The sequence below is a fragment of the Candidatus Andeanibacterium sp. genome, assembly GCF_057143545.1.
In genome coordinates, this window is sequence record NZ_DBNHSF010000204.1 from 1 (window position 1) to 11,437 (window position 11,437).

The window sequence follows — 11,437 nt, forward strand, 5'->3', positions numbered from 1 at the left end:
CGGCTTCGCCGACCAGGGCGGGAATTTCACGCTCGCCGCAGAAGGCGCCCCGCTCCCGGTCATCCTGGCCAATGACTTGCCCGGCGGCGTTGCGCCCCCGCCCCTGGCGGGGACAACCGCGGTCGACATGTTGGCCGGTCCCTACGAGCCAATTGCCGGAAAACTCGTGATCCTGCAGCTCGAAGGGAGTTGGACCGGCACGGTCCAGCTGATGCGGGCACCCGATGCGGAATCGGGCCCGGTCCCGGTAACGATCGGCGGGCTCCCCTGGGCCAGCTTTACCGGAAACGCCTGCGAACCGGTATGGGAAGAAAGCGAGGCAGGCGCGCAGCTCTACCTCGATATCCAGCTGCAATCGGGCTCGCTCGCATACCGGGTGTCGCAATGAGCAGTATCGATTTTGCAGCGCGCGCGATGGCCGTCTCGGCAAAGTCGCAACCTTCGAATTCGGCGCCTCGCCTGTTTGTGCAATGGCAAGGGGCTGCGCTTCCCGCCGGGACCGAGCGGGTCGAGAGCAGCGGCCATTCCTCGCCTGGCAGCGGGGCGGGAAGCTATGTCTCGGACGCGCTCTGCTCCGCTGCCTTGCTGGCTGCCCATCCCCGCTTTGCGTTCCAGGCGAGCGATGGCCGGATCTTCCGCCTGCTGGATTCGAGCGGCGGGATCAGCGTCGAACAGGGCGGTGCGGTCGGCCAGTCCGGCGTCAACGCCCAACCTGCGATCCAGGCCGCGATCGATTATGCCGCGGCGGTCGGCATCGGCGAAGTCCGCTTCGAGCGGGAATATTACGAGCTGCACTGCCCCTTGCGGACCAGCGATTCGCAAAGCTTCGCCGGCGACGGGATTCCGCTGGTCGTCAGGAAGACCCTGTCCTTGCGCGGCGTTGCGCCCAAACGCACACTGTTCGATTTCAAGGCCCATGACGGCGGCGATCCCGAAACCAACTGGCAGGTGGTCGAACTTTCGGCCGGCGATTCGTCGGATGCGGTCTGGCGCGGTGGCGGAATCTACGTGATCGGCGACTATCCCGATCCGCAAGGAGATTTTTCGGTCGCCAGCATCGAGTTGCACCGGCTGATCTTCCAGGGCAATCGCCTGAGAACCGGCGATCATGTCTGGCCGGCGGATCCAATCGACGGCGATGGCTGGGATGGCACCGACAAGGGCTTCCGCATCCAGGATACATTTGTCGGCGAGATCGCGCTCTACGATACCGATTTCATCGGCTTCAAGGGCGAGCTGTTCTATGTCTCCGGCTACGCCCCGACCAGGATCGTGATGGAACGGTGCAAGCTGCTGGCCAGCAATGGCGGGGCGTTCAATGTCGGCGTCCCGACCCCATGGCGCCTGTTCCAATGCGAATTCGGCGATTGTTACATCGCCGAGGAGACACTGGGATCGCCCGACGGCATCTACGCGCAATGCATCTGGCGCGATTGCGACAGCGTGACCATGGGCGGCGGGCCGGCCAGCGCCGAGGTCCCGGTCGGCTACCCGTTCATCTTTCCCAATCGCGACGAGAACAGCGCGCCGCCATCCATCCTCATCGAAGGCGGGGAATTCCGCAATTGCGGCACGATCAATTTCGGTTCGTGGCTGCGCGGCAACGCAACGATCGTCGACAGCTCCGTCCTGTTCGACACCACCAACCGCTATGGCCTCAAGGACACCGTGCTCGATCTCGATTGCTGGATCGACCAGCTCGACGGCCTTACGGCGCTGGCACTTTACGGGCCAACGAACCTCGCTACCCAGATTCCCGGCGCGCCGGGAGGAACCTATGTCGAGCCTCCCAGCAACGTCCACATCACACTGGCCTATCGCCAGACCGAGCTGGCCAAGGCCAATGGGCGCCAGTGGGTCGGGGTCCTGTTCGACAATCTGATCGACCCGTCCTGCAGTATCGTGGTCAGCCACGCCGAGGCGTCGACCGACAATCTGGCGCCGAAATGCGCTTCGCCTGTGCCCGCCGCCTTCCCGCTGGTGGTACTCGACCGGCTGCGCGACACCGGAGCAGGCTCGTATCGACCCGCCAGCCTGTGGCAGGGGCATGTGTCGGCAGGCGGGACGATCACACCGCGCGCTCCGCGGATCTGTTATTCGGCCGAGGCCGGGATTCACGAGATGGTGCTGGCGACAGCACCAGCCGGCGGCGCTGGCTTCGGCTATGCCGACGGCCAGCTCTGCCGGGTCTACAAGACCGGCGCGGCCGGAACGCTGCGCTTCGCGAAAGGCGCATCGAGCAGCTTCAAGGTGCCCCAGGATCGCCTGCTCGCGAACGACATGGATTTCATCGAATTCCGCTGGAACCGCTGGGGCGCACGCTGGGAGGAACAGGCGTTCTTCACCAGCGCGTAAGGAAGTCGGAATTTCACCGATCGGACTGCGTGTAATCTTCGTCTCGCAGTTGACTGCGCTTGGCGTCGGCAGGCATCACGCCAGCCGGGCGTGGGGCAAACGCGATGTCGGAAAACACCAAACTTGTCATTGCATTGGTCTGGTCGCAGTTTGCGGCCTATCACGTCGACCGCTGCGAAGCTGTGGCGAAACAACTCCAGGGCCGCGCCGAAATCCTTGCGGTCGAAATCGCCACAAGTTCGAGCACCTATGCCTGGGAGCCGTCCGGAACGGTGGAAGGCGCGCGCAAATATACACTGTTCCCCGGTAGCGAATTCGAAGATGTTTTCTGGCTCCGGCGGCTTTGGCGCGAGCTTTGCCTGCTCCGCAAGTGCAACATCGTGTGCATTGGCCTGCCCTATTCGGAGCCCGATGCAATCGCGCTTTCCTGGTTGCTGTGGCTGTTCCGGGTGCGTGTTGTGGTGATGACGGATTCCAAACGGGACGATTTCGAGCGCAACCTGGTGAGGGAATGGATCAAATCCCTGATCCTGACCCCGTACCGGGCCGCGATCGCGAGCGGCCGCCGATCACAAGCTTATGTCCGGGGCCTCGGTTTTGCGTCCCGACCGGTCGTGCCGGGTTACGATACCGTGAATCTCGACCGCGTGCGTTTGCAAGCAGGTCCTTCGGCGTCAGATGGCCCGCCATTCGAGGACCGGGATTTCATCTTCGTCGGACGCTTCGTGGAAACGAAGAATCTGGAAATCCTGCTTCGGGCATATTCGCTCTATGCCGGTTCCGCCGGGAATTCCGCGCGCAAGCTCGTGATGGTTGGCGACGGTCCGCTGACCGGGAAGTTGCGGCACCTGGCCCACGAACTTGGCGTGGCCGGCCAGGTCGTGTTCACGGGTTTTCTTTCTTCCCGGGAAGTTTCCGTACGGCTCGCGAGCTCGCTTGCGCTGCTCCTGATCAGCATGAAGGAAACCTGGGGCCTGACTGTCAATGAGGCTGTCGCCTTCGGACTTCCCCTGATTGTGTCCTATCCTGTCGGCGCTCGCGACGCGCTGGTCAGGGACGGAGTGAACGGATTCGTCGTCGATCCGAACTCGGTCGACGCGATTTCGGCCGCCTTGCATGAAGTTTCTTCCGACAGGGACGCATGGCGGGCAATGTCCAGTCAGTCGCAGGCACGGGCCTGGATGGCAGACAGCGAGAGGTTCGCCGATGCGGTCGAGATCCTGGCATTTCCGGAGGTCGAGGAAATCCGGCAGCGGATCGAAAGCTTTCGCCGGGCAATGGAGAGTTAGAGAGGCGCGCTGCCGGGCTGGTCTGCTTGAAGACAATTCCGGAGTTCGTTGGTAGACGCTTTCGGCAATGTTTGTTTACGATCTACTTCTTGGAGCTTCGGTCCTGCTGTTCGTCGGACTTGCCGTTGGCTATTCGCGTCACCCGGCTGCTTCGCTGCTCCATCCGCTGACAAGCTATCTCGGCTTTCACTGGCTGGTCTTCGTCTTCTATCCGATCCTGGCGCGCATCTTTGATTACCAGGAAATGTATCGCGCATTCGGCTTCCAGCCTTCGGTATCGGACAAAATTACCGTCATACTGGGCGCCAATCTCGGGCTGCATAGCGCTGATCGACCTGCCAGAACGGGCGCTCCTTCACCCGCGAACCGGGGGCATGCGGGCGCGGCCCGACCATGCTCATTTCGCCCTTCAAGACGTTGAATAGCTGGGGCAGTTCGTCGATGCTGGTCCTGCGCAGGATCCGACCCACCCTGGTCACGCGTTCGTCATCGCGGATTGTCGACCGGTGGCCGTCGGCATCGCTCGCGGCCGCCTTCATCGTACGAAACTTGTAGATCGTGAATTCGCGATTTTTCCGGCCAACCCGGCGCTGCCTGAAAATTAAAGGCGGTCCGTCTTCCGCGATTATCGCCAGGGCGGCCAAGAGCATGAGCGGCGCCGCCAGGACAAGTCCGATCGATGCGACCGCAAGGTCGAATGCCCGCTTGGTGAAACGGGCCCTCATCCCGAGCGGGCCGGTCGATACTACCAGCGAAGTCAGGCCCTGCCGGTCGTAATTGCGGACAGCGATCGCGCCGATCTCGTGCGCATGTGCACTTATGATCTCGCCATTGACACCGAGGCTTTTGAGCACCTTCGCCCATTCCAGCCTCTTTTCCGGCGCACAGCTCACGATCACATGGTCCATGTGTTCGATAATTCGCCCGAGCCGGTCTCGCACCACCGGGTCTTCGAACGAACGGGCAATCCCTTCCGACTGGGCATCGATCGCAGCAGCGTGCCTGAGGCCGAATTGCGGCCCGCCATCCATGATGACGATCTCGTTGGTCAGGGTGGGGCCATAATTGCGAACCAGCCATCTGGTCAGGATGAAGCGCGTTGTGGCCATCAGAGCGGCCGAAAAGACAATGCCGATCGACACTGCGCCGCGCGAAAAGCTCGCCGATGTCTTCGTATAGAAGGCGACGAACGCGAACAGTATCATCGTCGCGCCCAGCACCAGCACCATTCGCAATGTCGCCTGCTTCCAGTCGGTCAGGGTTGCGGTGGTATAGGTGCCGCCAAATGCCGCAAGGAAGAAGAACAGTCCGGCAACGAGTATCGCGGCAATTTGCGTGCGGTCATCCCAAGTCGATCCGAAATAAACGAGCGAGGAAAGCCAGAAGGAAAACAGAATTGTCGCCGGATCGAGGCTGATCTGAAAAATATTATAGTAAAACCTTCTCTTCTCCAAAGAGAAGGAGACAGATCTTTTCGGAATAATAGAACCGAATTCTTCAGGCGACTCGTGTTTTATTGTCAAATTCATTAGACCACTTCTAAAACTTAGATGCGATCACATCAACAGCATTTTCGAAAATGGAACAAATGTGGATCAAAGGCAAGTTGCGCGACCATCTATCCTGTCGATATCAGCGGCGCCCCACAGCATGTCGCGCTATCAAAGCCAGTCCCTGCGAAAGCAGCAATTCGGCCGATTGATTATTCGACAGAAGGCCCTGGTGGAGTTCGGTCATCCGGCTGACCAGGCGATCGAGATCGTCGCCCTGCCAGCGCCGCAACTGGTCGTGGAGGTCGCGCTTGTCGCGAAAGTAGACCCGCCGCGCCCGCGTCTCGGCCTCGAGCAGCGCCGCAATATCGCCTCTTGCCCCAAGCTTTGCCGAAAGTCCGGCCAACTGGGAGACTCGCCTTTCGAACGCGAGCAACAGCCCGACCGGATTGAGCGAAACTTCGCGCATGCGCTTCAGTTCGCCGGACAGCCTGCCCGTTTCCCCGGACAGGACGGCATTCACCAGCGGCATGAAGCCGTCGTCCTCGGCCATTGCCCCGATCGCATCGAGCGCCGCCGCATCGGCTGCCTTCGGGGCTTGCGGCGTCGCGTCCAGATAGGTCGCAAGCTTTTCGACCTCGGACTGGGCGAGCCTGACATCGAGCCGCGACGCCCGCGCGATCCGTTCCGCCAGATCACCCGGCAATCTGAGCCCGGCGGTATCGGCCATCCGCCGCACCTCTTCGGTCACGCTGCGGAGATCGGGAGGATAGAACATCGCAACCAGCGCGTCGTCGCGCTTCTCGATCAGCTTTGCCGTGCGCGACTTGTCGGAAGCCGAGGTGGCCACGATCAGGACCGGACAGCCGGCCGCCTGCCCCGCGTCGATTCCTTGGATATAGATCTCGAGCGCATCATGCGCTTCATCGCCTGCCGCGCGCACATAGACATGCCTTGCATCGCCGAACAGCGAGCCAGATCTCGCTTCGTCTCCCAGTAGCGCCGGGTCGCGCTTGAGATCGCTGCCCTGCAATTCGATCCGCTCGCCCGGATCTTCCATCATGGCGGCGAGCTTGTTTGCGGCGGCAGACGCGCCGGCTTCGTCCTGGCCGCAAAAGAAGAAAATACTGCACTGCCTTGCCGCTCGCGGGGCAGCTCCGGCGAAATCCCGCTGGGTCGTCTTCATGAATCCTGGCGCAATGCCAGCGCGAGCCGGGTGACGATCCGGTCGGCCACTTCCTGGGCGAGATTTTCAAGCGCCGTCTGCTCCGCTGCGATAGTCGCAAACTCCGAGGAGACCACGTCGATTCCGGCATCCGATCCGGCCGTGGCGTCGAGAAGGATTTCATCGCTCGCGATTTCGACCAGCTGGTAACGGGCGCGCAAGGTCCGGCGCTCGCGCCCGACGGTATCGTCGGTCAACAATCCCAGCCCTTCGAGATTGTCGTCGAGCCGGACATCGAGCCGGTAGCGGGCGGATTCCCCGCCGCCGCCAAGCCGGTCCAGCAGGGCATTGCGGACGAGCCAGCCAGCCTGGCCCTCGATCGGCGGAATGTCGACCGCGGCCAGACCGCGCGCCACCTCGCCATCGCCGCCGCCGGCGTACATCGGCTGGAGGCCGCACCCCGGCAAGGCGGCCAGCGCGAGAAGGGCGGCCGCGATTCTCACGCGACGAGATTGACCAGCCGGTCGGGCACCACGATCACCTTGCGAATTTCCGCGCCATCGAGCGCACGCTGCACCTTCTCCGAAGCAAGGGCAAGGGCCTCGAGTTCCTCTTTCGGCAGGCCCTTGGCGACGGTCAAGGTGTCGCGCAGCTTGCCCCTGACCTGGACGGCAATGGTGACTTCGTCTTCGACCAGCATCGCCGGATCGAAGGGAGGCCATGCGGCAGCGGCGATCAGGCCTTCAAATCCGGCGCGATGCCACGCTTCTTCTGCCAGGTGCGGCATCATCGGCGAGGAGAGCAACATCAGGCCGGCGATCGCTTCGCTGCGGGAAGCGGAAGGCGGGGCCTTTTCGACGGCGCTGGTCAGCTCGTAGATCCGCGCGACCGCCTTGTTGAAGGCGAGCGATTCTATGTCTTCGGCGACTGCGGCGATGGTCTGGTGGAGCTTGCGCAAAAGCGGCTTGTCTTCCCCGGTCGCTCCGCCGGCATACTCGCCGAACAGCCGCCACAGCCGCTGGACGAAGCGGCCGCAACCCTCGATCCCCGAGGCAGACCATGGAAGGTCGCGCTCGGGCGGGCTGTCCGACAGCATGAACCAGCGCACCGCATCGGCGCCGTATTGGGCGACGATCTCGTCCGGATCGACAGTGTTCTTCTTCGACTTGGACATCTTCTCGACCCGGCCGACCGATACCGGCTTGCCGCTTTCGATATGGATCCAGTCGTCGCCTTCCCGCTTCACTTCCTGCGGCGAGAGCCAGCTTCCATCGCCGGCCTTATAGGTTTCGTGCGTCACCATGCCTTGCGTAAACAGGCTGGCGAAGGGTTCGGCAAAATCGAGTTTGCCGATATGCTGCAAGGCGCGGGTCCAGAACCGGGCATAGAGCAAGTGCAGGATCGCATGCTCGATCCCGCCGATATATTGGTCGACCGGCATCCAGCGCGCGACTTCGGCAGCATCGAACGGCCGGTCTTCCGGTTGGCTCGCGAAGCGCAGGAAATACCACGAGGAGTTGATGAAGGTGTCGAGCGTGTCGGTCTCGCGCTGGGCCGCGCCGCTGCATTTGGGGCAGGTCGTGTGCTTCCAGGTCGGATGGCGCACCAGCGGATTGCCGGGAATCGACATGTCGACATCCTCGGGCAGCGTAACCGGGAGCTGGTCCGTGGGTACCGGGACTACTCCGCAGGCCTCGCAATGGATGAAGGGGATCGGCGTACCCCAATAGCGCTGACGCGAAACGCCCCAATCGCGCAGGCGCCAGACCGTCTTGCCTTCGCCCCAGCCTTCCCGCTCGGCGCGGGCGATGACGGCAGCCTTGGCTGCTTCGACTTCCAGCCCGTCGAGGAATTGCGAATTCACCAGCCTGCCGGGGCCGGTATAGGCTTCGTCGCCTTCGAAGACCGGATCGGCCCGCTCGCCATCGGACACGACCCTGGTCACGCCGAGGCCGTATTTGCGGGCAAAATCGAGGTCGCGCTGGTCGTGCGCCGGACAACCGAAGACCGAGCCGGTACCGTAATCCATCAGCACGAAATTGGCGATGAACACCCGCAGGAGTTCGCCGGTGAACGGATGCGCCGCGGTAATCCCCGTATCGAAGCCGAGCTTCTCGGCAGTCTCCAGTTCGGCCGCGGTGGTCCCGCCTTCGCGGCATTTCTCGATAAATAAGGCCGCCTCCGGGTCGCTCTCGGCCAGCTTAATCGCCAACGGATGATCGGCTGCGACCGCGACGAAGCTGGCGCCGAAAATCGTGTCGGGCCGCGTGGTGTAAACCGGCAGTTTGCTGCCGTCCGATAGCCGGAAAGTGAATTCGAGCCCCTGGCTCTTGCCGATCCAGTTTTCCTGCATCAGCCGGACCTTTTCGGGCCAGTCCTCGAGCGTATCGAGCCCGTCGAGCAAATCCTGTGCGAATTGGGTGATCTTGAGGAACCACTGGTTGAGCTTGCGCTTCTCGACCAGCGCGCCCGAGCGCCAGCCGCGCCCGTCGATCACCTGTTCGTTGGCAAGCACAGTCTGGTCGACCGGGTCCCAGTTCACCGCGCTTTCCTTGCGATAGACGAGACCGGCTTCGTAGAGGTCGATGAACAGCGCCTGCTCGTGTCCGTAATAGGCAGGATCGCAGGTTGCGAATTCGCGGCTCCAGTCGAGCGCGAAGCCGAGCCGCTGCAATTGCGCCTTCATGTTGGCGATGTTCTGGTAGGTCCAGTCGCCCGGATGGACGCCCTTCTCCAGCGCAGCGTTTTCGGCCGGCATGCCGAACGCGTCCCAGCCCATCGGATGGAGCACATCGTCGCCCTGCATCTTGCGGTAGCGGGCGATGACATCGCCCATCGTGTAATTGCGGACATGGCCGATATGGATGCGTCCCGAAGGATAGGGAAACATTTCGAGCACATAGCTGCATTTCCGGCCGGAATTGCCGTCCGCCCTGAAGCATTGCGCAGCTTCCCAGGCGCGCTGCCAGCGCCCGTCGGCCCGCGACGGATCAAATCTGTCGCTCATCTGGCAACCCCCTCGGCGGCGTCAGCCGATGGCGGAACGGCGAAGGTCGCGCGCCTTGGTCAGGATAATGTCTTCGAGCCGCTGCACCGTCGCGGCCTGCACCTCCGCTTCGACCCAGGAGCCATCCTGGAGAATCTGGCGGCTGGCCGCGACCCGGATAGCATCGGCCCTGAGATCCTCGTCGAGGATCGCAACCGACACCTTGACCCGCTCGCCCGGGTTTTGCGGGTTGGAGTACCAGTCCGTCACCAGCACGCCGCCCCGGCTGTCGGCTTGCATCAGCGGCATGAAGGCGAGCGTTTCGAGGCTGGCCCGCCAGAGATAGGAATTGACCCCGATCATGTTGAGTTCTGCTGCCGCCAGGTCGGCGCGCGGGCGCTCGTTGCCGCCACCGCAAGCGACAAGGCCCGCCCCCAGTGCAACCAAAGCCGCCATTGCCAGCGGCTTGCGCAAGGAGCGCTGCATCGTGGTTGAGCCGATTTCGCTGCTGCAAGTCATTATTCGAGCCGTCCTGTTCGTTTGTTCCGGGCGAGCCGCCATTTCAGGTCCGCGCCCTTTTCAAAGCCTCTATAGCCGCCGCTGCGCAAGCGGCAAGTAGCGCCGCAAGCTCATGCTCAATCTTGCGCTGAATAGCGGCTTAACCGCCGGAAGGTTTGTGTGCGCACTGCAACACTCCTGTAAAACCGGCATGCGAGGAAACAATCGAAGCTGGCCAAGCGGATTTTGGAAATATATCAACAGTGGAGTTGTGTCCGATTCTGTCGACTCCAGGGTTCCTTGCTCAGGAACCGTTCAGGCGGCGAGACGATATTGGGCAGTGAGAGGAAATTTGGCGAAGATCATGGCCAGGCAGCGTAAATCGGTTTGGGGCGGCGGGATTACCGCAGCAGCCCTGTATGCCGGTGCCGCGGCCCTCGTCGCGGTGCCCAGCGCAGGCTATGCCCTCGGCGCGATCGATGGCCAATCGCTGCGGAGCGGGATCGCCACCTTCACTCCAGCCTCTGTCGATGCGCGGCTTGCCAGCCTGATCGGCGAGCGCGGATTGCGCGAGGGAATTCGCTTCACGCCGGCGGGCGCAGCCATTCGCTCCGGCCGTTCGGTGACTGTTGCGGTGCGGGTCGACAACGGCGTGGCCGAGGCGCTTTCGATCCGCTCGGCAATTGCTGCCGGCGAACAGCTAGAAGACAGTGCGGTCGCATCGATTGCCCCTACCCGATACAATCTTGGCCTTGCCCGCGGCTATCAGAGCTTCGCCCGGAAGACGGGTGTGCAGCGCGATCTAAACGATACGGCGATGCCCGACCTGGCATCTTTCCGCCCGTCCGAAGGCGTCAAGGAAAAGCCGAGTCGCTTCAACGCCCGCATTGCGGTGGAAGAAGAACTCGCTTCGGGAACCGCCAAGCCCACTCGCGAAATCGAATCGGTCGCCAACCAGACATTCGACTTGGGCGGTAGCTATCGCGTTACCCGCAATCTCGATGTTACGGCGGGCGTTCGCTATTCGCAGGACAGCGAGCGGCTGGTTCCGCTGACCAATGGCGAACAGGACAGTCAGGCCGTCTATATCGGCACCCAGTTCCGCTTCTGACTTTTCATGAAAGCGTGATTTCCCGAAAGCCCCGCCCTTGCGCGGGGTTTTTCTTTGCGTGCCGGTGCAACACCTTTTAACGGAATGCCTCAGGGACAGAGGCAAACGCAGATCGAGGAACCGAAATGACACGCGTCGCAATCGTCACCGGAGGAACAAGAGGAATCGGCAAGGCAATCTCGCTCGCATTGAAGGCGCAGGGCTGCACCGTTGTCGCCAATTTTGCCGGCAATGTGGAGAAAGCCCGCGCCTTTACCGACGAGACCGGGATCAAGGCCTACAAGTGGGATGTCGGCGATCATGAGGCGACGCTCGAAGGCTGCAGGCAGGTCGAAACCGAAATCGGTCCGATCGACATCCTGGTTAACAATGCCGGCATAACCCGCGACGGCACGCTCCTGAAAATGAGCTACGACGACTGGTCCGACGTGTTGAAGATAAATCTTGGCGGCTGTTTCAACATGGCCAAGGCCTGCTTCCCTGGCATGCGCGAGCGCGGCTGGGGCCGGATCGTCAATATCGGCTCGATCAACGGGCAGGCGG

Annotated in this window: 10 protein-coding genes; 5 read left to right on the plus strand and 5 right to left on the minus strand. The window is 62.3% G+C overall.

The genetic code is table 11. The annotated features are described in order from the left end of the window. The 3 genes from AC16XC_RS12015 to AC16XC_RS12025 form a co-directional block, all read left to right on the plus strand. Positions 1-388, plus strand: a 388-nt coding sequence (locus tag AC16XC_RS12015; RefSeq protein WP_484034896.1) for a hypothetical protein, incomplete at its 5' end; no start/stop codon positions are given. Then, complete coding sequence (locus tag AC16XC_RS12020) at positions 385-2,355, plus strand: hypothetical protein (RefSeq protein ID WP_484034897.1); 1,971 nt, start codon at positions 385-387, stop codon at positions 2,353-2,355. The genes AC16XC_RS12015 and AC16XC_RS12020, both read left to right, overlap by 4 nt. 104 nt (positions 2,356-2,459) lie before the next feature. Continuing rightward, positions 2,460-3,644 carry a glycosyltransferase gene (locus AC16XC_RS12025; RefSeq protein ID WP_484034898.1) on the plus strand — a complete coding sequence of 395 codons (1,185 nt, stop codon included), beginning with the start codon at positions 2,460-2,462 and terminating at the stop codon, positions 3,642-3,644. 293 nt (positions 3,645-3,937) lie between these two features. Here AC16XC_RS12025 and AC16XC_RS12030 read toward each other — a convergent pair whose 3' ends face one another. The 5 genes from AC16XC_RS12030 to AC16XC_RS12050 form a co-directional block, all read right to left on the minus strand. Continuing rightward, complete coding sequence (locus AC16XC_RS12030; protein WP_484034899.1) at positions 3,938-5,173, minus strand: sugar transferase; 1,236 nt, start codon at positions 5,171-5,173, stop codon at positions 3,938-3,940. Positions 5,174-5,276: 103 nt separating this feature from the next. Continuing rightward, positions 5,277-6,320, minus strand: coding sequence for a DNA polymerase III subunit delta (gene holA, locus AC16XC_RS12035; RefSeq protein ID WP_484034900.1), 1,044 nt, complete (start codon positions 6,318-6,320; stop codon positions 5,277-5,279). After that, the gene (gene lptE, locus AC16XC_RS12040) at positions 6,317-6,802 is read right to left on the minus strand and encodes an LPS assembly lipoprotein LptE (protein ID WP_484034901.1); all 486 of its coding nucleotides are present in this window, start codon (positions 6,800-6,802) and stop codon (positions 6,317-6,319) included. The genes holA and lptE overlap by 4 nt, the downstream gene beginning before the upstream one ends. After that, the gene (gene leuS / locus AC16XC_RS12045) at positions 6,799-9,306 is read right to left on the minus strand and encodes a leucine--tRNA ligase (RefSeq protein WP_484034902.1); all 2,508 of its coding nucleotides are present in this window, start codon (positions 9,304-9,306) and stop codon (positions 6,799-6,801) included. Before leuS ends, lptE begins: the two co-directional genes overlap by 4 nt. Positions 9,307-9,327: 21 nt before the next feature. Next, positions 9,328-9,771, minus strand: coding sequence for a DUF3576 domain-containing protein (locus tag AC16XC_RS12050; RefSeq protein WP_484034905.1), 444 nt, complete (start codon positions 9,769-9,771; stop codon positions 9,328-9,330). Positions 9,772-10,147: 376 nt separating this feature from the next. Here AC16XC_RS12050 and AC16XC_RS12055 point away from each other — a divergent pair, with 376 nt between their 5' ends. Together AC16XC_RS12055 and AC16XC_RS12060 are read left to right on the plus strand one after the other, a co-directional pair. After that, on the plus strand, positions 10,148-10,894 hold the full coding sequence (locus AC16XC_RS12055; protein WP_484034903.1) for a hypothetical protein: 747 nt from the start codon (positions 10,148-10,150) through the stop codon (positions 10,892-10,894). Positions 10,895-11,019: 125 nt separating this feature from the next. Next, the coding region (locus tag AC16XC_RS12060; RefSeq protein ID WP_484034904.1) for an SDR family NAD(P)-dependent oxidoreductase at positions 11,020-11,437 on the plus strand (418 nt) is incomplete at its 3' end.

Coding starts and splice junctions, on each gene's coding strand:
- AC16XC_RS12030 (WP_484034899.1), bottom strand. CDS start 5,173: ATGAATTTGACAATAAAACACGAGTCGCCTGAAGAATTCGGTTCTATT.
- AC16XC_RS12020 (WP_484034897.1), top strand. CDS start 385: ATGAGCAGTATCGATTTTGCAGCGCGCGCGATGGCCGTCTCGGCAAAG.
- leuS (WP_484034902.1), bottom strand. CDS start 9,306: ATGAGCGACAGATTTGATCCGTCGCGGGCCGACGGGCGCTGGCAGCGC.
- AC16XC_RS12025 (WP_484034898.1), top strand. CDS start 2,460: ATGTCGGAAAACACCAAACTTGTCATTGCATTGGTCTGGTCGCAGTTT.
- AC16XC_RS12055 (WP_484034903.1), top strand. CDS start 10,148: ATGGCCAGGCAGCGTAAATCGGTTTGGGGCGGCGGGATTACCGCAGCA.
- holA (WP_484034900.1), bottom strand. CDS start 6,320: ATGAAGACGACCCAGCGGGATTTCGCCGGAGCTGCCCCGCGAGCGGCA.
- AC16XC_RS12050 (WP_484034905.1), bottom strand. CDS start 9,771: ATGCAGCGCTCCTTGCGCAAGCCGCTGGCAATGGCGGCTTTGGTTGCA.